Raw genomic sequence first — 22,347 nt, 5'->3', positions numbered from 1 at the left:
CCTATGCCACCTGTATATAAACGAATCATCCTCAAGCTCAGTGGCGAAGTACTTCGCTCTGACGACAACTGCATTAGCCCCGCCATTGTTCAAGAAATGTCCGAGGCCATTAAATCAGTTGTCGATATGGGCGTAGAAGTGGCTCTTGTTATTGGCGGAGGAAATATCTTCCGCGGACTTAGCGCTTCTCGCAAAGGCATGGATCGTACCACAGGTGACTATATGGGAATGATGGCTACTTGCATCAATGCCCTGGCTCTTCAAGATGGCTTGGAGAGTCTTGGCATCCCCACTCGCGTTCAATCTGCTATTGCTATGCAACAGATTTGCGAACCCTATATCCGACGCAAAGCCGTCAGACATTTAGAGAAAGGTCGCGTTGTGATCTTTGCTGCTGGAACTGGTAGTCCTTTTTTCTCTACCGACACCACGGCTGCATTGCGCGCCAATGAAATTAATGCTGAAGTCGTTTTAAAAGCGACAAAAGTGGATGGCATTTACGACAAAGATCCTGCCAAACATGATGATGCTGTAAAGTACAATGAAATCTCCTACACAGATTGCCTTACTAAGCAACTTGAAGTCATGGACTCAACGGCTTTCACTCTATGCATGGACAATCAACTGCCTATCATAGTTTTTGACTTTCACCAAGAAGGCGTCCTCAAAAACATTCTTTGTGGCAATGCTGAAGCCGCAACTGTAGTTAAATAAGCTCCTTACTCATATAAATACGGCTCTACTTATTTTTTGCTTCTCAGCAAATCACACTAGGCTTGCGACTTTCACACAAGGTCTTATATTGAGATCAAATTAATAGGATAGTCAAAATGAGTGAGTGGAATTTTTCAGCTCCCACACTAAGCAATCTAAGTGATCACGCCGTAAGCCCCCATAGCAAAGCTTTAGCTAAAAAGAAAATCGCTTTGTTTATCTCTGGTAGCATTGCCGCTTATCGTTGCCCTGACCTTATTCGCGAACTCCGCAAACACGGAGCCGAAGTCCAAGTTTTCGCTAGCGAAAGCTCTTTGAATTTCGTCTCTGAAGTAAGCCTTCATTGGACATCTACAAATCCGGTCATCAAATCCTTAAGTGCAGATGCCGAACACCTTGAGTCAGACTACCCCTTTGATCTCTTTTTGATTGCCCCCGCTTCATACAATAGTATTAATAAAATGGCCACTGGCATTGCGGATTCCGCACTCTCTACTGCCTCGGCTTGTGCATTAGGCTGCCTCGAGCACAAAGGTACTCCCATTCTTATTGCCCCTTGCATGAACGGTATTATGCACAATCAGATTTTAGTGGAATCAATGAAAAAACTTCATTCTATGGGAGTACAATTCATCCAACCACGACAAGAAGATGGAAAGAACAAACTTCCCGATATTGCCATAATCACCACTCAATGCATCAAGGCGCTTACTAGTGAATAAACCCAGCCCTATTTGTACTTACCTGATTTTTCCTGGCATTGCTCTAGTCGCCATGTTCTCGATGAATCTCTATTCCTTTGCAACTTTCACCATGCTCCTAACTGGACTCATGTTCCTCTCTATCTTTAAAGATGTTGCACAGCCATCTGTTTGTGCGGGAGGAAGTTTCACTTTCCTACTCCTAGGTTCCGCCATCCATGGCCACCAACGCGGCATGGATAAAGAACAACTTATTGATTACAGCGGACAACTCCTCTCTGGCTTTAGTTCACCCACACTGATTACTGTGGGTGCACTCTTCATTGTTGCCGAAGGTGTTCGTAATAGCGGCTGGCTCGAATATGCTTCCCAAAAAATCCTCAATAATGAAACCAACGAAAAAAAGGCCGCACTCAGAATTGCCGTGGTCGTCACTCCTCTATCAGCTTTTATGAACAACACTCCCGTTGTGGCGATGTTCATCCCCGCTATCAAGCGCTGGGCTAACCAACATACGATCTCCCCTTCTAGGCTATTACTACCCATGGTATTCTTCACTACTTTAGGTGGCATGTGCACACTCATTGGCACATCGACTAACCTTATTGTTCATGGGAAAATGCAACAGTCCGACATTCCGGAACTCCATCAAGGCCTCGGTATGTTTACCCTTACTCCTATTGCTATCTTCTGTTTAATCTTAGGTGTGATTTGGATTGTCTTTTTTGCCATTCAATTACTCCCAAAAAATGAGAGTCACGATAAGGAACAAATTCGTACTTATATCATGAAAATGAAAGTAAGCCCAGTAAGTCCTGTCGATGGCAAACGCGTCAAAGACACCAACCTTCAGCACATTGATGGTCTCGTAATTATGAGTGCCAGTCGTCCTTCGGGAAACACTGCTAACACCAATATTCGTAACTGGATTCTTCTCTGTGGTGACATCCTCACTTTCTCAGGTGAAAAGTCTCACATGGATGAGCTACAAAACATCCCCGGCCTCATCCCAGTTGATCTCGATTCCGATAATGAAGAGTACCAACTTTATGAATTAATGATTCCACAAAATTCCGCCTTAACGGGAAAAAGTATTGAGCAAATCTGGTTCCGCCAACGCTATATGGCTGCCGTAATCTCCCTGCACCGTGGCTCGCAAGACCTCGCCAATTTCTTTCAAACGAAACTAAAAGCAAGTGATACCCTACTCATTGCTGCACGCCCTACTTTTGTCGACTTCTGGAAAAATAGTTCTGAATTCACTATTTTATCCGAAGTTGAAAACACCGAAAAAACTTCTGTGAAGCCACCTATATACCCTCTCATCATTACTTTTTTTATGTCGGCCTTGCCGGCTCTTGGCATCATAAATATCATGACTTCCGCTCTCTTAGCTTCACTTATCATGATTGCTCTTCAAAAGGACCTTCAAGCTTCTCCACTAAAAGCTATCGACCTCAATATCCTCGTTGTCATTGGAGCCGCACTCGGTCTCTCCGTCGGTCTAGAAACCAGTGGTGCCGCCGCCCAAATCGCTCATAGCCTCACTTTCCTTATCCCTGCAGATAATCCTCAAGTTGCTTTGCTCTTATGCTGCTTATTCACTTGGGTATTGACTGAACTCATTACCAACACAGCCGCCGTAGCCCTAACTTTCCCCATCGTGGTTGACGTGGCTAACTCGATGAATGTTTCTCCACTACCTTTCGTCATTGGCTTAGCCATTGCGGGCTCAGCATCCTTTGCGACTCCTATCGGCTACCAAACGAATATGATGGTATACGCACCTGGCAATTATAAATTCACTGATTACCTAAAAAGTGGTCTTCCTCTCTCCTTATTAGTCATCTCTTGTGCTTCACTAATTATCCCTCACTTCTTCAAATTCTAAATGATTTCCTTCATGAGTAAAGATTTGAAAATGACCCAACAGACCATGATTTTGCGTTTGCAAAAACAAGACGATTTTTCTGTATGGGAGGAATTTACCGAGTTTTACTGGGAAGTTGTCAATGGCTGGGCGCGTCGCTGCGGCTGTAACCCGAGCCTCGCTCAAGAAGTCTTTCAAGAAGTATGCATTGACTTGTGTAAAAACTTTAATTACGACCAGACAAAAGGCAAATTCCGTCCTTGGCTAAAGACCTTAGTCAAACGCCGCGCCATTGATGCCTTTCGCCGCGAAACCAAGCAACGGGATATTCGTTCTCAAAAGGATTATCACGACAACAAGAACCAAGTCCGTGATATCAGTCAGTCCGATGCTGCCGTATATGCCGACTTAGATCAAGTCCCCGAACTTCATCCAGATGCAATGGGCGCAAACGATGACTTAATCTGGCTTCAGAGCATTCTTTCACAGGCCATGCGTCAATTATACAAAGATATGGATCCTACCCACTACAAAGCCTTCACGATGTATGTTTTAGATGGCTTAAGTGTACAGGACGTCTCAAACACACTCCAAATTAGTGTTGACTCGGTCTATCAACACCGCACTCGTTTTCTTAATAAATTGGAACTAGAATTCATCTCCGTGATCAATAATTTAGGAGATCGTGAGCTACAATTAATTGAAGAAGAAAGTTCCTATAGCCTAGGACAGTTAATTGACCAAAGGCTCAAAAATGAACCCGGAACAAAAACCAAAGGTCTCAAAAATCTACTGGCTGAATGTATTTATCAAAGACGCTCTCTGAGGGGCACGACTGTTTTAAATCTCGCACCAGAAAAACTCACACAGCAATTAAAATATATTCACCAAGTTCTTCAAAAAGCCCCTAGAAAACCCTTTAAAGAAGCGGCTTTATTACACTGTGATCAAGATGGCTACCAATGGATCAACTTGGGCGAGAAAGTTTTACTCGGCTCTAATATCCAAGGACCAGATACTTTTAAAGTTAATGAATCTTCTGTCTCTGGCCTTCACGCTTCCATTACTTCTAATGATAATGGCATACAAATCAAAGATGAAAATAGTACGAATGGAACTTTCATTAATGGTGAGCAGAGTCATTCCGCCTACTTAAAAAGTGGCGACATCATCCAACTTTCCCAAGCTCTTTTTGTTTTTATTGGAGCATAAGCTCCTTAATGCGTAAAGGGCAATTTGAACCATATCCCGAGGGAGAGTAGTTGAATTAGAGTCTGGGCTTACCCCAGGAGATACAATGTTAGAATATTTTAAAGATCGTAAGTTAAAACTACATCCCGAACCCGTGAACCTCCGCAAAGGCTTCAATGGCTTAACCGCGTTAAGTAATCTGGAAAATCTCTTTGCAGGAGATGTCTACCTTTTCATAAATCGACGGCGTAATTTATTGAAAGGTCTCTACTGGGATGAAGGTGGTTTTTGTATTTTCAATAAACAGTTGGAGCGCGGAACTTTTAGCGACATGTCCGAAGCTAAAACTGAGCTTAGTTTTCGGGAATTTCTGCTAATGATCCACTGCTGTAAAGGGGCCTATTTTAAGATCAAATAGCCTGGTTTTATAGCTGAAAAATCATGGGGTTATGCTATATTATTTCATGACTAAAACTATCTCAGACCTCACCAAAAAAGTTGTGTTTTTAGAAGAGGAAAACACCTATCTAAAAGCCCAGCTGTATGGTCGTAAAAAAGAGACTGTAGTCTTTGATAACTCAGATACTTTTCCTGAGTGGACTGAATACCTTAAGGATCTGGGCGATTCAAATTCACCAGAAAGAGATGAAGAACCCAAAGTAAATACCCTAAAAAAGAAGAAGAAACGCAAGCCCTTTACGCATTTCAATTTCCCTGAGAATGCTGAACGCGAAATTAAAATCATTGATTTGCCCGAAGATGAAAAAGTTGATCCCATAACTGGTGTAGAACTGAAACTCATGGGATTCGATACATCAGAAAAACTTGTTTATGTTCATGGTCGTTACAAAGTCATAGAGACTCGTGTACGTAAATACAATATTCCAAATAAGCCCAAGGCAGGAGTTATCTCCGCTCTAGTTCCCAGCCATCCGATAACAGGCTGTCGTGCTGATGTGAGCTTGTTGTCACATATACTCATTTCAAAATATGCCGACCATTTACCTCTTTATCGTATCGAAGAGCAATTCAAACGAGATGGACTTACTATTGCGCGACAAACGCTTTCCAACTGGGTTCTCCAGTTAGGAAAAACTCTCCAACCTTTAGGTGATTTATTACGAGATCAAATTTTAAACTCATCAAGAGTTTTTACAGATGACAGCCCTGTTAAGCTTCAAACAAAAGGTAAAGGTAAGCTTCAAGAAGGTCGGATTTGGGTTTATGTCGGCGGCGATGGTCCAGACCCTCCTCTCGTTTGGTTCGAATTCACCAAAGACCGTTCACACTCCCATACATTAGATCGAATGAAAGACTTTCAAGGAGTTTTTCATGCCGATGCTTTTGCTGCGTATGAAAAAATGGATAAGCTTGATGGTATCGATTGGCAGGCTTGCTGGGCTCATGCCAGGCGTAAGTTTTTTGACACACCCAATCCAAACGAATTCTGTAAACAAGTGCTTATTTTGATGGATAAGCTCTTTGAACTCGAACAGGATGCTTGGGCGCTTGGTACTTCGGCAAAGCGACAGAGCTTTCGCAATAGGAAAACAAAGCCTTTTGTTGAAGCTCTATTAAAGACGATTCAAGATCATTACTACAAAGCATGTGAGCCCAAAGGCAAACTCAAAACGGCAATGGAGTACCTACTTAAACGGCAAGAAGCATTTAAAGCTTTTCTTGCTTATCCGGATGCTCGCATAGATAACAATGTGAGTGAACGCGCTATTCGTCCGCTTACTATTGGTAGAAAAAACTGGCTTTTCTTCGGCAGTGAAAAAGGCGGCCAAGCGGCTGCCAATATCATCTCCTTAATCCAGACTTGTCGTAAGCTGGGTATCAATCCAAAAGAATACTTAGAGGATGTGCTCAGGAGAATCATTGATCACCCAAAAGAAAATTTAATGGAACTCCTACCACAAAACTGGAAGAAATAGACTTTTTTTCGAAATAGGCATTCAAATATTCAGCTCAATTGACGCTTACCTTAATGCTAGGGACCTTCAGAAATTTTAGTTTTTTTTGCGAAGCTAGTCCGCCCGCGGAGGATCTCCGCCCGCCGGAGGTATTTATAGCTTTTAGTACATATGGGACTCTGCCCCAACAATGCTATTAAGTTCCTCATAACTCATTGGAGGAAAGCACTTTTTTGGGATTTTGGAGACTTGTATCAAAGCGGATTTTTAAGCTACTTTTCGGCCATATCCATTAAATTCACAAGAAACGTCTTGCCTGGGAGCGCGGGCGTCTCGCCCGCATTTATCATAAGAACTTACATTTGTTCGTGCTGTTATTATACGGGGACTCATCCCCCCTTATAAACAGCTATTACTTCGCCGTTTTAGCTCTTTCATAAATCAATATTAATGACTCAAAGCCAGGCGAGCCCCAAGGTCGTAGGTCTTTTGTCCGGGTGAATAGCCGTAGCCATTCGCCGAACGACAGTCCTGGGCATCATCGTTCCAGCTACCACCACGATAAACTCTGTTTTGACGATCACTATTGTACCAATCTGCACACCATTCCCATACATTGCCCTGCATATCGTACATGCCTAAAGCGTTTGCCATTTTTAGCGCAACGGGGTGAGTACCCGCCCGACTGTGATCGTATTGCTTCTCTTTCCAATAGCTACTATCATAAGCTCCTGCATAAGTAACTCCACTATTACCCCCGTACCAGGCTATTTCATCTAATAGCGGTGCATTACGCTCACCATGTATTTTCATGTTGCCATTATAAATTGAACTTTTAGTCGCCGCACGACAGGCATATTCCCACTGAGCTTTACTTGGCAAGGAAATGTTGATCGCACCTTCATAAGAGGACAGTCTTCTTATAAAGTTTTGGCAATCTTCCCAGCTAATACTTTCTACAGGAGCATTGGAGCCCGCATTTTTAAAATAACTGGGATTTTTACCCATGATTTTCGTCCATTGAGCCTGAGTGATTTCAGTCTTCATCAGATAATAAGGCTTCGAAATCGTCACTTGCTTTTGAGCTTCATCTGCATCTCGCCCTTCTTCCTTACGTGGACTCCCCATCATGAAGTCTCCTGGTGGAACCAAGCGAAAACGCAGACCTGTCTTTGCCAATTCTAATTCTAGGGGCCAACCCTTGGCAACCCATTCTTTTTGGCGCAATTGCATTTCGGCACTACCCGCAGCCAAACCATTTAATGAGCTATAAGTCGCATTTTTAACGACTTTCATGCCCCTCGATAAATACTTTTGTACTTGTGGGCTTAGATCGGATTTCATAGCCTTAAATTTATTTGCATACAAGCCATAAAGTTTTATTGCCTCGACATAGTTTTTTGAGCTATAGGCCTGCCTTGCTTTAGCGTAGGCTTCTTTAGATTCATCATAACCTAGCCATGTCTGGTGCTGGGATAATAACTGCGGTACTTGAGACTGCACACGCGTCGCTTCTGCGACTAACTTTCGCTGAGCTTCATCTTTTTCATAGGCTTTTTTTGCCACTTGGTTCGCACTGATGATTTTTTGTTCTGCTGCTTGGTAAAGCTTTGTACTTATCGCAAAATCACCTTTTGGCAAAGAGCGTTCAGCTATTTTTACGGCTGCCTTGGCTTCATCAAATTCCACTACGCCAAAATTCGATAAGCCTGTATTTAGTTGACTCATCTTCGCGATTTTTAATTTTAGTGCATCTCGTTCAAGATCGCTTTTGATATAGTCCTTAACTGAAAACTCTAAATCTTGGTAAGCACTCACGGCCTTAGCATAATTTTTCACTTCTAAATAAGTCTTAGCCATCTTCGATTTGGAGCGGAGTTCCATTAGTCGACTAGCAAAACCATCGGAGCTATCTATCTCACGGCTATTGATGACTTGCTCGTAGAGAACTTCCGCTCGCGATTTCACTGGCACCACTTGATTCATCCCCATTTGATCGGCTACTTTTTGCTGAATTTGCTTAGCTTGATTATTTTGGGGATCCAAGGCTAAAACTTTTTGAGCAAAGCCATTGGCCTCTACCCACTGATTAGCATCGTAGGCACTTTGCGCTAAGCGCAAAAGCTCCCTAAGCTTGTCCTGCTTTTCATCTTTGACTTCTACCGCCCGCTCTTGCTGATCATTAGAGCGAATTAAATCTTCATTTATCCCTGAATTTTCATTCGTAATTTCTATAGGTTTATTTTGTTTTACATCAACACCCCACCAAGCAAAGAAAAGCGTAAGTAAAACGACAAAAGCCACCATCATCGGGATCTTGCCTTTTTTCTTTTGCGGCGAGCGCACTTTTTTGATTTTTCCGCCCGCAAAGGCCTCCATGAATTCCATGCAGGATGGGTAGCGATCACTTTTATTTTTGGACAGGGCTTTCAATAAGACTCTATTTTCTTTTTTACTGAGTCCGTCGAGCGGCACTGCTGCTTGGCTAGGCACTACAGCTAAAATCAGCTGCATATCCCCACTCTCAAATACTGGCAAAAAGGGCACCGTCCCAGAAATAAGTTCATAGAACATCACCGCTAGTGCATACTGATCTGCACTGTGATTTTGTCCTTGCCCTAATAACTGCTCAGGAGGCATATACGGCCGTGTACCCGAGGTAGACCCCGTCTCTGTACTCAGGCGACTCATGGAGCTACGTACTTCTGCCGCCAAACCAAAGTCGAGCACTTGAACCTGGCCATCTGCCTCAATCATTATATTACCGGGCTTGATATCCCGGTGAATGATTTGTTTCCCATGTGCATAATCTAGAGCTGCGGCTACTTGTGTACAAATATCGAGGGCTTTCTCAATAGGAACTTTTCTATCTGAAAACTGCTTTTTCCATGAACTTAGAGTCGATCCCTCGATATATTCCATCACCACTAAGTATTCACCTCTAACTATATGAACGCCTCCCTGTAAACTGTTCACTTCGGCTACTTGATGTAAAAATTTAAGTTGGGCAATATTAGGGTGACTCAGGTCAGAGACTAATTTAAAATTTTCGCGCACGGCTTCTAGATCTTCGGCGGAGTGACTGAGCTCGGGAGGAAGTGTCTTTAATGCCACGAGCTGATCCGAAACTGTATCTCGCGCCAAAAAGACCGCGCCAAAAGCCCCGCGTCCCAGCATTTCCAATAATTCATAGCGATCAACAATGGCAAGCTTCTCTTGATTATCTCCTGGCATGGTTGCCATATCATCTAAGCTGACATCAATCGACACCGGCGGATCATTGCCCTTCATAGTGGGCATATCACCCACACTCACATCTATATCATCCCCGGACATCATCACTCCCCATTATTCCTAACTGTCTAAATACTATAACTTAAATGATTAGAGCGCTACGCCTAATCCCTTAATTTTTTATTTTTCTTATAATCTAAAATCAATCTCAAGCCCGTCTGAGAATTCTTACTATCTTCAGCCAAAAATGACTTTCCTGAAGACTGACAAAAGAAACTATTTTTCATCCACGAACCACCCTTTATCAATCGCTGTCCTTTTGATTCAGTATCCTCACACCATTCATAGACATTGCCATGCATATCGTAAAGCCCATAAACATTCGCTTTAAACTGTCCCACTGCACAGGGTTTCTGCTCAGAATTTTCATAAAAATTTGCGACTTCCGCTAAATCTTTTGCTTGCTCACTATTATAAAAAGGTGTTTTGGTTCCCCCACGACAAGCAAATTCCCATTGCTCTTCATCGGGTAACTTTATGGATCCTTCGGCCAGACCTTCAAAACGCTCTAATTCACGAATAAAATATTGGCACTCAAACCAAGTCACATTTTCTACTGGAGATAAAGCTGCACCACTAAACTTAGAGGGATTATTGCGCATCACTTTATCCCATTGCTCTTGAGTCACTTCATATTTCCCCATATAAAAAGGGCTTTTGTTTTGTAAAAGATCAGCCCCTAGCTGAATTTCTCCTGCGGGAATTAAACGAAAAATTATTCCCGATTTAGCTAAACTTAATTCTAGGGGGTAACCCTCCTCAAGCAATTGCTTTTGCTGATCAAAGGCCTCCTGACTTCCCGCGGCCAATTCACGGTAATTGGCATAATCGTTTAACTCTAGCTCACTCTTTTCTTCGGACTCAATTACGATCTCAGTATTTTGAAGGTCTTCTGAAATTGATGGGCTGCTAAAGAAATCTTTTCCAAAGAAAAAGTAAGCCGCCACAACTAGAGTAATTAAAGTTGGTGCCAGCAAAATTCTGCTTTTCTTAAAGGTATTACTTCCTTGACTGGTGCTCAAAATAATAGACCCCTTGGCCAAATCTTGATACTTCATCAATTCTAAGTGAAATTCTTGTGCAGACATTCTTTTTCGTGGATCATGATCAAGTAAATTCTCAATAGCGACTTTCAGCCAACTTGGTACGTCGGGATCATTAGGAGTCTGTACCTGACTCTTTGTTATACAAGTAAGTGCCTCTTCTATGGGCAAACCTTGGATATCATAAGCAAACTTTTTAAAGACCGCTTCAAAGGCCACTAAGCCGAGCGCGTATAAATCTAATTCTAGTATATCGGTCTTTTTATTGATAATCGCTTCAGGCGACAAATAGGCCGGCGTACAAGGCAAATTGCCATGGGCGGTAAAAAACACATCTTGATCTATCGCCTTGGCAATCCCCAAATCCATTAAACGCAAGCCCCCTTCATTGGTCACCATGATATTTTGGGGTTTTATATCCCGATGAATAATATTTTTCTCGTGGAGTCTTGCAATAATCTGAGCTAATTCAGCCAACTTTTTTAAGATATTTTCTAAAGATGGCTGATTTACCTTGAGCCACTTATCAAAAGTGAGGCCTTCCACGTACTCCATCGCAAAAAATTCCATGCCATCACAATTGCCCTGTTCATAGACGGGGACAATCCCAGCGATAGAAAGCTTGGCCATCAGTTTCCTCTCATGCTCAAAACGCTGCATCGAGTCTTTATCTAACTGCATTTGCAGACGCAGTATTTTTAAAGCAACATAACGATCCAATTGTTCATCATAGGCTTTGTAAACTTTTGCAGAAGCGCCCTCTCCAATGCTTTCTAAGCCCTTATATTTAGCAAAACTAGATTTCTCCTTTGGGAAGGTATCAGTTCTCTTATTCACTAAAAAAGGTAGTGAGGGCTTTTCGCTCAACTCACTCGTCTTAAATAGCGGGTCGGTTCTAGAATACTCTATTTCATTCATGACATAAGAACTCATTTCATTGACTTATACATTAATTTAGTCTAGCATTTTCTCGTCTACAAACAATCTCAGCCACAATCTTCTCTACTGAATCATTTTGATGGAATTCTCCAAAGACTTCTTCTTCCATTTCTCCCCATATCTCCAGAACTTTATCCTCATCACCCACTTTCCAGTACTGAACAATGGCTTCCCTACGACAATCATTTTCAAAAGCATTGCCCAATGATTCATAATCTTTACTCAGTTCATGAAGGATTCGAGCTGCATCACGATTGCGGCCTTGCTTCGCCAATTGCTTCGATAGCCCGAGCAATTCATTCAGCTCATCAGCCTGCTTATCTTGCGAGGCGACTGCATTAAACTTCTTGTACTCATTTTGGGCTAAGACATCCTCGACTTGCAAGCTTGAAGTACAGCCCATCAAAATACTGGCGCATAAACACATTATTAATTTCATCAAAATCACCTCGTTATTTTAAGGTCATTCGTCAAATAAATGACTTTCTGACAAGTTCCCACAACTTTTAATTTTTTATCGCCTCTCAAGGTGGGCACACCTTGCAGGGATGGGGACGGAGTCCCAAGTCTGCTATAAAAAGCAGGGGATTATACCGCCTCACTCCGGCGGGGAGGTGTTGCCACACGGGCGGATAAAAAGAGGGGTATCCCTTAATTTTTTATCACCCTTCATCGTGGGCATATCACCCACACTCATATCTATATCTTTGGACATCTTTTTCCTAGGATTTACTTTTCAAAAAATCGCTGAGCTTGGCAAGTAAATCTGCATCCGGGGTCATTTTATTTTTTAAGATTGACTCCATCTCTGGAAAACGATTGATCATTTCTAAGATCACCACATCGGGTTGACCTTCACGCAAATTAGCTTGATTGAATTTCACTAAGTTCTCGGCCTGAGCTTTAGGAAGTGCGGCAATTAGACTTTGAAGATCGAACTTGCTATATTTTTCTAGGCGGGCAAATTCATCTTCACGGCTGACAGCGTTTTTCTTTCGCTTCACATCAAGCCATTTCTCCGATTCTTCCACATCGAAATTCAATTGCTTCTTATCTTGTTTAATCTGATGATCTTTGGCTTTATCATCAAAAGCCATTTCCTTGGTTGCCATTGCTAAGTTGTGCTCTTTAATCTTAGTTTCTTCCGCCAATTTAAAACCGAGTTCTTTGCCATCGATTTCGTGGCGATGAACTTGCTGAAGTAAGTTTAAATCGTGATCGCGTTTATCTTGTTTAATATCGAATTGATTGGCTAATTGTGCCGCGTATTCCTTGACTTCATCTTCAGATTTTAATTGATCTAAGTTATCTTCTTGGAGGATCTCACGCATACGCAGATTATATTCGAGTTCTTTGGCCGCTTCAACTTTATCTTTTTCTCTCGCCATTGCCTGGCGCATTTCCTTGCCTTCCAACTGAGGCACAGCAAAATGTATCACTCTCAAACCTAAGCGTGAGAGTTCAAGCCTAATTACTTTTTGTAATTCAGTATCAAAGTTGATGCGTTCATGAGGATTAAATAATAATTCACTCAGTTTATATGCTCTCACCAGTTTGAGAGATACATCCTTGGCGGCTTTGGAGACCAGTTCTTTCACTTGCTCTAAACTCAAGTTTTCTTTGCTTGCGAGTAGTTCAATACCATTTTTACTAAGTGCTTGCTGATCCCAAGTCACAATCAATTCCGAATAGACATCAAATTCCATGAGGTCGGCACTTTGAACTTTCTCCGCCCAAAGTGGCACCACGAGCAGATCTAGGTTAAGCAACCAAGCATGAGCCCCTATTTTTGCCAAAGATTTGACATCTAGATTGCCAGACTCCACAAGTGAGGATTCATCTCCATCCACAACAAAGGCCATCTGCCCGGTATCCAGGGTCAAACCAGACTCAGTTCGCGCTGAACAAAATTTTAAATCTAATTTAGAGAGTAAAAGGGTGGGATCTTTGCTGAATTTATTATCATAAATCTGACCACGCTCTTCAGGCTTCAAATCGTAATTGCAGTGAGCGCAATGCTTTGATTCATTGCCTACCCACTTCCCACAAGAGTAACACTTTACCCAGCCTCCGGGAGCTCCCTTGCCACACGTATTACAAAATCTTGCAGCTTTTTTCACCTTCGCGCCGCAGTCGCATTTATCACTAAATAATCCCATAACCAAGCTCCTCGTAAATTAACTTTCTCATAAACATAACACTTTAGCTTATTGCTTAAACTGTTTTTGACTAAAGCTCATTCGTCATAAAAAACTTTTTCTGACATTTTTTATGATTATTTGTCAGAAAAGTTCATAAGGCTCGAAATACCTTCAACACAAAACTTAAATGAGCGTTTAAAGATGATTAAATCAAAGCTAAATCATCGGCCAGAACTTTTGAATGCTTTGTATATACAACTAGAAAAACTATTTTTATACATCAACAATATGAGAGGGTAACCATGTCAGCAAAAAAAATTCTTCCACTTTTAATTTTATTCTTTATCAGCCTGACAACTCATGCCAAACGCGTGGCATTAGTCATTGGCTGCGGTAATTACCCCGCAGAACAAGGCAACTTAGGCGAAATCCCCAATAACGACGCAAAAGATCTCGCAAAAGTACTAAAGGCCTCGAATTTCGAAATTGTTCTTCGTACCGATGCCACAAGTAGTGATGTCAAAAGTGCGATTCGTGAGTTCGCCAATAAACTGAACGAAGGCGACGAAGTGCTCTTCTACTACTCAGGACATGGTATTCAATATAAAGATAATAACTGCCTGGCTCCTATCAATGCCCTCAGTGCAAGTGATCTCATTCCCGTTAATAATATTCTCTCGGTCATGGAACAGAAAAAAACACGTGTCAATATTATTATCGTCGATGCTTGCCGCAATAAACTCACTCGCTCTTTCGCTGGCACTAAGACAGCACTTCAGGGAACTTTCAAGGAGATGAAAGCCCCCACAGGTTCCTACATCGCTTTTGCTACCAACCCAGGCAATATCGCCATCAATTCCGTCAATGGCAGAAACTCTCCTTATACTGCGGCACTGCTTAAACATATCCACGAGCCCTTGAGCATTGAAGAAATGTTTAAAAAAGTCCGTGGCGATGTGGTTTCCTCGACTCAACAACAGCAAACTCCTTGGGAGCACTCCTCGCTCATGGGCTACTTCAGTTTTAGTCCCCAGGTCAAAAGCTCCCAGCCGAGTAATCGCCCGATGACGGCCAACACTATTCTAATTGACAAGGCAACCGGAATTGCCGCACAACAAATCATTGCCAAAATAGCGGATTTCTCCAGTCAATACAAAAGAGTCGCTTTCATTCCTTTAGAAAATGATCGCTTTAATTTATCTGACATCATTTCTGCAAAACTCCCCGGCACAAGTACTGACTTCGAATTCTTTACCCGTGATCGTAAAGAATGGGATGCTATATCTCAAGAATACAATATTGCTGCCGATGGTTACGACGACCTATTTGATCCCGAAACTTTAGTTAAAATTGAAGATGCTAAATTCCAAGGAATCCAAGCTATTGTCAAAGGTAAAGTTCGCTCAGTAATTGGACAACATGGTCGTGTTCGAGTTGCTTTACAATTCTACCTCTACGATATCAAATCACTGAAAATTGTCACCTCATCTTTTATCGATGTCACCTACCCTTCTGAAGATTCACAAGTTGAAGCTTTCGAATTTGACTCCAAAATCGAAAAAGCTGCCGAGGATGCAGCCTACAGCGCAGGTAAATTGCTCAACAAAGATTTTGATGTCAAAAATATTGCTATTCTGCCTTTCTTTAACGATAAGCATAAACTTTACGATATCATCTCAGACGAATTATCGAATCACCAATCAAAGTATGTATTCTACACAACTAATCCCCACGATTGGAAAAAAGTCCTCCATGATAAAACTTTGGCCAATTCACTTACCGCTGAGACGCGCAAAGCAATTGCTAAGGCCTATCCAGTTGACGCCATCCTCTCTGGCGAAGTTCGCGGCGTAGAAAAAACGGCTAATAAAACATTAGTTAAACTCACCATCATGCTCAGTGGCTTAGATGGACGTATGTACTTCAAGAAAACCCTTGAAGGTGAATTCTATGATATCGAGCCTAATTCAAATACCTCCAACTCAGCTCTAGATACAACGAGTCAAAAACTCGCTTTTGAAGCTGCCGATGAGATGGCCAATAGCCTGGCAAGTAAAATCAACAGTAAATACAAAGTCATTGTGGCACCTTTTGAATCTGGGAATAAAAACCTAGAGGACATTCTGATTTCGAAGCTTAGTTCGAGAACTATGGGTTTGATGTCCTTTCATCGTTTCGATACGGTATCCAACGACCGTCGTCACCTCATGCGCAGAGTGTTACGCGATCTCGGTGAATTCAAAGGAGGACAAGTCGACCTTAACTACATTTCATCCTACCTCGTTGGCAACAAGACGCCTGACATTAAACTCGCGTTCTTCACAGGCCGTGCCCAAGTCAATAACTCTGGTGATAAATCAGCCCTGAATCTGCAAGGTGAAATCAAAGATTTAAGCACAGGTGAAATCATTTGGACTGATTTCATTAGCAAGGAATCTATTAAGCCCGTCGCACTCAAGAAAACAACTGAAGAAAAAATTGTCGAAAAAGGCGAGCGTTTCCTCGTTGAAAATTTATTCACGATCATTGCTGTTGGCGTAGGTATTTTATTTGCGCTCATCATCGGCTTTATTTTACTTAAAAAAATGACGCGTGTGCGTTAATCATTTGGAGACATTAAAAATGAAACATATCCTCACTCTATCCATCCTGTTCTTCTTATTTTCTTGTAGCACGACTAATACCGTTTCTATTTCAGAAGCCGGTGACAAAAGCCCGCGTCAAGTTAATTCAAGGGAAGTCACTACACATGTTATCAAGCAGAAACTTCCTATTGCTATACAGCAAGTCAATAGTAACTCCATCGAGCAAGTCCTCACTGATCGCATCTCCTCAAAAATCCTAAAAGATGATTTCTCCATATCGACTAGTCAAAATTCTTTTTTCACTATGAAAATCAGTGCTAAAGGTGAAGAAAAAGGCAAATTCGGAAAATACACTCGCTATGATATCTCTGCGGATTTAGCTTTAATTAGAACAACCGATGGCAAAGTACTCGCCAAAGAACACTTCCAAGAGACTGGAAAAAGAACTACGGGCATCAGTAAGGCTCAAAACAATACTGCTACAGCTATTAGTGGTCCCATTGGTGATTGGCTCGCAAAAGAAAGCCTTAAGGTTAAAAATGGTATTCATGCCTGTGCACTCAGTATCGATTTATCCGATTTTAATGACTCTTGGTTTAATAAGACTGACCGCAGCCTTAAGCTATCCAAAAGCGTAAGTCGTTTCACTTCTATGGCAAAAAGCTATGATGGCATTATTGATTGCCGACTCATCAGCTCCAAAGGTGATATCTATACCTTCCGTATTATCTATCAAGAGGATAATTTTCCAAATGGTTTAAGCTCACGTAGTATCGGTCAAAATGATATCGAAGTCGATAGCGAAGATCCCCTCGCTGAATTAACAAAAATTATTTTCACTTCTAATCAGTAAAACTTATGGATTGCACAAGTTGCCAATGCCTGATTGAAGATGAAGACGCCTCATTTTGTGAATACTGTGGTACTGCGATACTTAGCACAAGTCCTGCTCTTAGTAATGGGCTCTCATCTGAGCCCACGGATATCAACATTGCACAAATCGAGACTCTAGATCAAAATATTTTTGACTCTTCAAATGACTCTACACTACCGATTATTGTCAAATATGATCAGGGTACATGCTCTGAATTTGTCGCAGGGGTTCACAGTGCCATTCACTTAGCCTTTGACGAAAAAGATAATAACAGCGTAAAAAACTTAAAAGTCTTAGTGCAAACTCCAACTCAGTACCAAGAAGTAAAAAGAGTTTTTTACCTGCCAAGCAAATGTTCAATTAACCTTCCCGCTAATGCCTTGGAAGAATCTATAAATGCTGCTATTGAACTCTTTTTCACCTGTACAATAAACGGTGAAGAAAAAGCGTTCCACAGTTTTTTCAATATTGATATCCATGAAAAAAGTGGCCAAATTAAAACACAACTCAACATCAATGTCGGGGACATCAATTACGGCTCGGGCAATGCCACCGATGCCACCGGCAACATCAACTTAATTAACCAAGATTTACTGCAAAGTGATAGGGATAAATTACGTAAACGAGAAAGCCAATGGTCAGATCTTTCTCTACATGAAATTAGCTTAGATGACTGTCCTTTTCTCTTAACAGAAAACTTCTCTTCTGCAAACAATCTTCAAGATGATAAACAGAAGCCTGCCCAAGAACAAGCTCGCCCTACTTTTCCCACTAGCCCTCAAGCTAAGAGCTTGAGCCTAGAGCTAGCCAGCGGTGAGACCCTACATATCTTCTCTCATGACCTCACTCTTGGGCGTAGCCGTGAAGCGGATCTTTTAACACGCAACTATCCATCACCCAATTCCTCTGACCCTCAGACAGAAATGAAAACGCTCAATATTAATATGAGCTCACTGCACGCCTCTATTACTATCAATGATTCAGGCTTTGCTTTTATTGATGGCAATGCAAAAGGACCAAGCACAAATAAGTCTAAAGTTAATGGCCGTTATGTTAATGGTTCAGTAAAGTTGGATAATTCAGGCACCATCACTTTGGCACCAAATACGAGCTCGAGCTTCACCCTAAATTACGAATCGTTCTCTGATCAAGCACTCATTCTAAAACGAAGCGATAAGTTAAAACAAGTCTACCTCATTATCAAAGATCACTATGACCTTGAGGCTTACTTAAAGGGCTATCTGATCTGGAATACTCCTGTGGGGCTTTGTTTCTCTCAGCAGAATCAATACAAGAGCCTCGAATCACTCAAACCACTCTTTAAGTCGAGCTCGACTCCCGCTAAACTCAAAAAATAACACGATTAACCACCTAACGGCGTAAGTGGGTGCGAAGCACTCAAATCGCCTGGCCCAGGACTGGGGAGTTAGAGGGAATAGCGTCCTCTCGTGTGCGAAGCATTTATAAAATACTAAGCGGCGTGATATGGTCAATCGTGAAAAAGAAAGCCTCCCAGCTGTAGGCACAGATGATCCATGCCTGACACGAGCACCTGTAATGATAGGGAACTTAAGCACATGCCGAAGGTATGTAGTATGGTAGCCACCGGATTTATCCGGTGGGTATTGTTAAAAAAATAATATTCATGCCGAAGGTATGAAGGAAACGCTCTGCAGCGTACCTTCGGCACGCACGATGATGTTATTCAAACACCACCGTTCCCTACCATTAGGAGCACCTGCGGGGACAGGTTCGCCCAGGACTAAATTCTTCCTAGACTTATAATTTAAGGCTAAAGTTAAGCTTGTGAAGGCCTTGTTTAGTGGCGACTTGATTGATCTTTAAAACAAAACCCGAGTGAGTAAAGGCATATTGGCCTTTGATAGAGAGGAGACCCTGAGTAAGGGGACTTTTGGCAAAGAATTCTTGAGCGATTATCGCTTCGAAATGGGTTGGTACTAAAAGGAAAACACTGCCACGCGCCCCTTCTTGGACCGCTTCTTTTTGCAATTTTTGCAAGGCAGGTTCCTTGCCCAAAAGCCGGGTTCGTGATGAAAGCCCACGGGATTTTAATTGGGCTAGAGTCATTGTCTCGACTTTCCCACCACGATAATTCAAGTGGTGAAATTCGCCCTTATTTTTTGATTTCATTAAAAAAAGGGCACCTCGTTCTTCCATCGCTAAAGCGTAGGCTCGAAAACCAATTGTCTGACGATAGGATGCTTCAATGGGAGGCAATTGCCCTTGATGGGGTACGTCGTCTTGAGCGGGTGCTGGAGACTTAACTGCTGCTGATTTAGGACGAGGCATAATCACCTTAACCTTCAGCTCTTGCTGAACTTTAGGTGGGGACTGCACTGGTTTATTTATGGCAGGCTCACTTTGATTAGCCAGTAAATAAATCAGCACGCCTAAGCCTAGAACTAGCAGCCGCTTATTCATTTTACTCTGTTAGCTCATTGACAATGTTTAATTGTCTTTGGAGGGCTGCCTGCTTCCGAGCCTCTAAGTCATTCACTTGACTTAGCTGAGGCGCTGGTGTTTTTTTAACTTTCGGTGCACCCGCAATCTCGAGTAAGCGTTGATTTGGATCAGCTTTTTCTTCAGTGATTTGCTCTTGTTCCACCACTTCAATTTGCTCTTGTGGTTCAATGATTTCTTCTTTCAATTCGACCACTTTATTAATCAAGGGCTCGACTTGTTCCGAAATATCTTGCTTATTGAATTTATCCACAAGCTTAGAATTCATCATGATATTGTAGCTCACTGCGCCTAATGCGGCGATCGCAAATAATTTAAATAGTGATTTCATAACTTTCTCCTTAATTGACTGATTTTAGTACAATGGCCACTTGATGAATCCCCAATTCTTGACAGGTCAAGATCACTTGATCTTCGATCCCACAAGAAACACCTGGCTCGCGCCTGAGGGCCACATGGCTGATGTCTTGCATACTTTTTAATTCGGATTCCAAAGACTGATAATCGACTTGTTTATCATCGATAAAACACTCTAAGTCTTGATTGCTTTTCTTGAGGCTTATCGTCACTCGACCAATAGAATCATCGCCACCTTGCTGATTTTGATCTTTACTCTGACTAAGTTCCATATCGGGCAAGGTCACTTCTTGTTGACTTTGACTATCCACTTGAACCAGTGCCGACATCAGCATAAAAATGAGCGTGCAACTCAAAATTACATCGAGCATGCCTTCTGTTCCATTGGATTTAAATATGTAATTCATGGCCTTTCTCTAATTTGAGGTAGATAATAAAATCGCATTGCAAAGCAATCACAAAACCCATCGCCGTACTGAGTAGAGCTTCGCCCACTGCTGGCAAGGCGCCACTTACTGCACCGGCAGCACCAGAACTTAGATTTGTCCCTATTGCCATCGTGGCCGTCACCAGGCCAATCACTGTGCCTAAAAGACCAATTCTTTGAGCCGTTGTAGCGATATAGCCTTGTGTAGTGGGTGAAAAAGTCTCTTGAGAGTAGGCTGAATACAAACTCCACATCGAGAGGATAATGAGTGGATAAAAAGTCACCCCGACCTTTTGAGCAATTGTAGTAAGCCACATCATGGGATTAAAGCTTGCTAGCATTTGAGTATCTAGCATATAACAAGCGACTGCACCAAATCCAAAGGCTAAGATGATATCGCGCGTTTTCATTTTACTGCCGCTTCTTTTACACGAATATGGTAAGTCCCTTCAACATAAAACTTATCATCGAGCTGAATCCCTTGGCGGCTATAATACTCCATTACCAAAGCCTTGATCAAGCCCTCTGTTGAAGTGAATTTCTCGCCAGATTTATTCACTGCGCTGAGTAGTGAATTACGCTTTTTATCCGTCATTGATTCCAGGCGGATTTCCTGAGAAACGTATTCCGCCACTAAATCATTTAAGCTTTCGCCACGCTCGTTTTTTTGCCATAGCTCGACAATTTTCACTTCATTAGTTTTTTGTTTTTTAAACATTGAGTTAACTAGTTTATCTTTATTACTAGATGCTTGAACATTCACTAAGGTGAAAAAGATAATTGCGAAAGTCATTATTTTGTTAAAGTTTTTCATGGTCCTATTCCTCATTTATTTTAAAAGATCGGCAAAGCCTTCTGGGTATTCATCGTCAATAACATCTTCTACATCAAGTCCATTAGCCGCATCACTTTGATCTAAAAAACTGATCAAACTTTGCTGACGTTCCTCAGATTGGGCTAAAATCGTGCTGCCTATATTTTCTACATTGAGATTACCAAGCAATAAGCTAGAGAGCTGACGGAGTGAGTTTTGAGCCACTTCACCAAGGGCTAATTGAGATAACAATTTCTTATCGATGTCGATTCTTTGACGCGCCTGGGATATCTGTGCCAAAGCTTGTTCATACGATTGCTTTTGTTTTAATAAACGTTGACGAAGTTTTGTGGTATTGACCTTCGTAGAATTCAGCATCGCATTCTGTAGCACTAAAGTCTGGCGAACATTCTTCCATCTTTGTGAGTTGGGTGCAGTTCTAGATAGGAGCTCTACCATTTTTGCCATATTCTTGATTTTCTCTTTATTCTTCTTCAGTTCTTCACCGGATTGCGCCGTCGTTTTTTCTTCGTCAGATATCGCGTGAAGTTTATCTAATTTATAAATCACCCCAGAGAGCACATCTTCCATTAGCTTCATTTGCTTATCTTGGCTAAGTAAATCATCCTTCATCATCTCGAGGTAATCAGCACTCGTCTCGGATACTTTGACAATTTTGGCTTCCACATCTTTCGAGTAGGCGCGCCTTTCTTGCTCATCATCAGTATTGTTCATTGCTTCAACTGATGACTCCAGCTCTTTGAGGGCTACTTTGCGTTTGCCCAGAGATTCCTGAGGATTATTATCTTTTAACTTGACCCGCTCTGCATCAAGGGCCTCGATTTTAACACGTGCTTGGCTTATTTCTTCATTCATTTCCTGGAGCAATTCCTGGAAATCGCCACCTGTTTTTTCTACTGCGTAAGCACTCGTTGCCACAACAAAGGTACACATGTAGAAGGAAATTAAACTTTTAACTATTGTTTTCATCTTTGACTCC

General features: G+C 41.9%; 19 protein-coding genes. 9 read left to right on the top strand and 10 right to left on the bottom strand.

The genetic code is table 11. From position 1 onward, the window contains the following. Window positions 1-3: 3 nt before the first annotated feature. From pyrH to tnpC, 6 genes are all read left to right on the top strand, one after another. Window positions 4-714 (top strand): UMP kinase, encoded by a 711-nt coding sequence (gene pyrH / locus PQO03_RS01555; protein WP_274150718.1) that lies wholly within the window; start codon window positions 4-6, stop codon window positions 712-714. Window positions 715-830: 116 nt separating this feature from the next. Continuing rightward, on the top strand, window positions 831-1,436 hold the full coding sequence (locus PQO03_RS01550; RefSeq protein WP_274150717.1) for a flavoprotein: 606 nt from the start codon (window positions 831-833) through the stop codon (window positions 1,434-1,436). Beyond that, window positions 1,429-3,306 carry an SLC13 family permease gene (locus PQO03_RS01545; RefSeq protein WP_274150716.1) on the top strand — a complete coding sequence of 626 codons (1,878 nt, stop codon included), beginning with the start codon at window positions 1,429-1,431 and terminating at the stop codon, window positions 3,304-3,306. Before PQO03_RS01550 ends, PQO03_RS01545 begins: the two co-directional genes overlap by 8 nt. Before the next feature lie 12 nt (window positions 3,307-3,318). Beyond that, a complete protein-coding gene (locus PQO03_RS01540; protein WP_274150715.1) occupies window positions 3,319-4,497 on the top strand; it encodes a sigma-70 family RNA polymerase sigma factor in 1,179 nt (392 codons plus the stop codon). Window positions 4,498-4,582: 85 nt separating this feature from the next. Further along, window positions 4,583-4,894, top strand: a complete 312-nt coding sequence (gene tnpB, locus PQO03_RS01535; protein WP_274150714.1) for an IS66 family insertion sequence element accessory protein TnpB — start codon at window positions 4,583-4,585, stop codon at window positions 4,892-4,894. Between the two features lie 46 nt (window positions 4,895-4,940). Continuing rightward, a complete protein-coding gene (gene tnpC / locus PQO03_RS01530; RefSeq protein WP_274150713.1) occupies window positions 4,941-6,413 on the top strand; it encodes an IS66 family transposase in 1,473 nt (490 codons plus the stop codon). 426 nt (window positions 6,414-6,839) lie between these two features. Here tnpC and PQO03_RS01525 read toward each other — a convergent pair whose 3' ends face one another. The 4 genes from PQO03_RS01525 to PQO03_RS01510 all read right to left on the bottom strand — a co-directional run bounded on the left by PQO03_RS01525 (window position 6,840) and on the right by PQO03_RS01510 (window position 13,827). Then, the gene (locus tag PQO03_RS01525) at window positions 6,840-9,728 is read right to left on the bottom strand and encodes a bifunctional serine/threonine-protein kinase/formylglycine-generating enzyme family protein (RefSeq protein ID WP_274150712.1); all 2,889 of its coding nucleotides are present in this window, start codon (window positions 9,726-9,728) and stop codon (window positions 6,840-6,842) included. Window positions 9,729-9,790: 62 nt separating this feature from the next. Further along, window positions 9,791-11,647 carry a bifunctional serine/threonine-protein kinase/formylglycine-generating enzyme family protein gene (locus PQO03_RS01520; RefSeq protein WP_274150711.1) on the bottom strand — a complete coding sequence of 619 codons (1,857 nt, stop codon included), beginning with the start codon at window positions 11,645-11,647 and terminating at the stop codon, window positions 9,791-9,793. Window positions 11,648-11,678: 31 nt separating this feature from the next. Next, window positions 11,679-12,107 (bottom strand): hypothetical protein, encoded by a 429-nt coding sequence (locus PQO03_RS01515; protein ID WP_274150710.1) that lies wholly within the window; start codon window positions 12,105-12,107, stop codon window positions 11,679-11,681. Window positions 12,108-12,390: 283 nt separating this feature from the next. Further along, a complete protein-coding gene (locus PQO03_RS01510) occupies window positions 12,391-13,827 on the bottom strand; it encodes a zinc ribbon domain-containing protein (protein ID WP_274150709.1) in 1,437 nt (478 codons plus the stop codon). Window positions 13,828-14,111: 284 nt separating this feature from the next. On the opposite strand from PQO03_RS01510, the gene PQO03_RS01505 reads away from it, so the two are divergent. Genes PQO03_RS01505 through PQO03_RS01495 form a run of 3 tightly spaced genes read left to right on the top strand, consistent with a single transcriptional unit; the run spans window position 14,112 to window position 18,626 of the window. Further along, complete coding sequence (locus PQO03_RS01505; protein ID WP_274150708.1) at window positions 14,112-16,412, top strand: caspase family protein; 2,301 nt, start codon at window positions 14,112-14,114, stop codon at window positions 16,410-16,412. 19 nt (window positions 16,413-16,431) lie between these two features. Further along, window positions 16,432-17,247: a hypothetical protein gene (locus tag PQO03_RS01500; protein ID WP_274150707.1), complete on the top strand. Its 816-nt coding sequence runs from the start codon at window positions 16,432-16,434 to the stop codon at window positions 17,245-17,247. 5 nt (window positions 17,248-17,252) lie between these two features. Beyond that, the gene (locus tag PQO03_RS01495) at window positions 17,253-18,626 is read left to right on the top strand and encodes an FHA domain-containing protein (protein WP_274150706.1); all 1,374 of its coding nucleotides are present in this window, start codon (window positions 17,253-17,255) and stop codon (window positions 18,624-18,626) included. Window positions 18,627-19,047: 421 nt separating this feature from the next. Here PQO03_RS01495 and PQO03_RS01490 read toward each other — a convergent pair whose 3' ends face one another. Genes PQO03_RS01490 through PQO03_RS01465 form a run of 6 tightly spaced genes read right to left on the bottom strand, consistent with a single transcriptional unit; the run spans window position 19,048 to window position 22,337 of the window. Next, window positions 19,048-19,710 (bottom strand): hypothetical protein, encoded by a 663-nt coding sequence (locus tag PQO03_RS01490; protein ID WP_274150705.1) that lies wholly within the window; start codon window positions 19,708-19,710, stop codon window positions 19,048-19,050. Between the two features lies 1 nt (window position 19,711). Beyond that, on the bottom strand, window positions 19,712-20,080 hold the full coding sequence (locus PQO03_RS01485) for a hypothetical protein (protein WP_274150704.1): 369 nt from the start codon (window positions 20,078-20,080) through the stop codon (window positions 19,712-19,714). Window positions 20,081-20,090: 10 nt separating this feature from the next. Next, on the bottom strand, window positions 20,091-20,513 hold the full coding sequence (locus PQO03_RS01480) for a biopolymer transporter ExbD (RefSeq protein WP_274150703.1): 423 nt from the start codon (window positions 20,511-20,513) through the stop codon (window positions 20,091-20,093). Further along, window positions 20,497-20,943, bottom strand: a complete 447-nt coding sequence (locus PQO03_RS01475) for a MotA/TolQ/ExbB proton channel family protein (RefSeq protein WP_274150702.1) — start codon at window positions 20,941-20,943, stop codon at window positions 20,497-20,499. The genes PQO03_RS01480 and PQO03_RS01475 overlap by 17 nt, the downstream gene beginning before the upstream one ends. Then, window positions 20,940-21,347 carry a hypothetical protein gene (locus PQO03_RS01470; protein WP_274150701.1) on the bottom strand — a complete coding sequence of 136 codons (408 nt, stop codon included), beginning with the start codon at window positions 21,345-21,347 and terminating at the stop codon, window positions 20,940-20,942. The genes PQO03_RS01475 and PQO03_RS01470 overlap by 4 nt, the downstream gene beginning before the upstream one ends. Window positions 21,348-21,362: 15 nt before the next feature. Further along, on the bottom strand, window positions 21,363-22,337 hold the full coding sequence (locus tag PQO03_RS01465) for a coiled-coil domain-containing protein (RefSeq protein ID WP_274150700.1): 975 nt from the start codon (window positions 22,335-22,337) through the stop codon (window positions 21,363-21,365). Between the last annotated feature and the right edge of the window lie 10 nt (window positions 22,338-22,347).

It is taken from the genome of Lentisphaera profundi (assembly GCF_028728065.1).
GTDB lineage: Bacteria > Verrucomicrobiota > Lentisphaeria > Lentisphaerales > Lentisphaeraceae > Lentisphaera > Lentisphaera profundi.
The sequence above is the reverse complement of the archived record's forward strand: the minus strand, read 5'-3'. Positions and strand labels throughout refer to the sequence as shown.

What these genes read in the sequence shown, in the direction of transcription:
- PQO03_RS01480 (WP_274150703.1), bottom strand. Translation starts at nt 20,513, where the DNA reads ATGAATTACATATTTAAATCCAATGGAACAGAAGGCATGCTCGATGTA.
- PQO03_RS01485 (WP_274150704.1), bottom strand. Translation starts at nt 20,080, where the DNA reads ATGAAATCACTATTTAAATTATTTGCGATCGCCGCATTAGGCGCAGTG.
- PQO03_RS01525 (WP_274150712.1), bottom strand. Translation starts at nt 9,728, where the DNA reads ATGTCCGGGGATGATATAGATGTGAGTGTGGGTGATATGCCCACTATG.
- PQO03_RS01550 (WP_274150717.1), top strand. Translation starts at nt 831, where the DNA reads ATGAGTGAGTGGAATTTTTCAGCTCCCACACTAAGCAATCTAAGTGAT.
- PQO03_RS01540 (WP_274150715.1), top strand. Translation starts at nt 3,319, where the DNA reads ATGAGTAAAGATTTGAAAATGACCCAACAGACCATGATTTTGCGTTTG.
- PQO03_RS01510 (WP_274150709.1), bottom strand. Translation starts at nt 13,827, where the DNA reads ATGGGATTATTTAGTGATAAATGCGACTGCGGCGCGAAGGTGAAAAAA.
- tnpC (WP_274150713.1), top strand. Translation starts at nt 4,941, where the DNA reads ATGACTAAAACTATCTCAGACCTCACCAAAAAAGTTGTGTTTTTAGAA.
- PQO03_RS01495 (WP_274150706.1), top strand. Translation starts at nt 17,253, where the DNA reads ATGGATTGCACAAGTTGCCAATGCCTGATTGAAGATGAAGACGCCTCA.
- PQO03_RS01475 (WP_274150702.1), bottom strand. Translation starts at nt 20,943, where the DNA reads ATGAAAACGCGCGATATCATCTTAGCCTTTGGATTTGGTGCAGTCGCT.
- PQO03_RS01465 (WP_274150700.1), bottom strand. Translation starts at nt 22,337, where the DNA reads ATGAAAACAATAGTTAAAAGTTTAATTTCCTTCTACATGTGTACCTTT.
- PQO03_RS01515 (WP_274150710.1), bottom strand. Translation starts at nt 12,107, where the DNA reads ATGAAATTAATAATGTGTTTATGCGCCAGTATTTTGATGGGCTGTACT.
- PQO03_RS01470 (WP_274150701.1), bottom strand. Translation starts at nt 21,347, where the DNA reads ATGAAAAACTTTAACAAAATAATGACTTTCGCAATTATCTTTTTCACC.
- PQO03_RS01490 (WP_274150705.1), bottom strand. Translation starts at nt 19,710, where the DNA reads ATGAATAAGCGGCTGCTAGTTCTAGGCTTAGGCGTGCTGATTTATTTA.
- PQO03_RS01505 (WP_274150708.1), top strand. Translation starts at nt 14,112, where the DNA reads ATGTCAGCAAAAAAAATTCTTCCACTTTTAATTTTATTCTTTATCAGC.
- pyrH (WP_274150718.1), top strand. Translation starts at nt 4, where the DNA reads ATGCCACCTGTATATAAACGAATCATCCTCAAGCTCAGTGGCGAAGTA.
- PQO03_RS01500 (WP_274150707.1), top strand. Translation starts at nt 16,432, where the DNA reads ATGAAACATATCCTCACTCTATCCATCCTGTTCTTCTTATTTTCTTGT.
- tnpB (WP_274150714.1), top strand. Translation starts at nt 4,583, where the DNA reads ATGTTAGAATATTTTAAAGATCGTAAGTTAAAACTACATCCCGAACCC.
- PQO03_RS01520 (WP_274150711.1), bottom strand. Translation starts at nt 11,647, where the DNA reads ATGAATGAAATAGAGTATTCTAGAACCGACCCGCTATTTAAGACGAGT.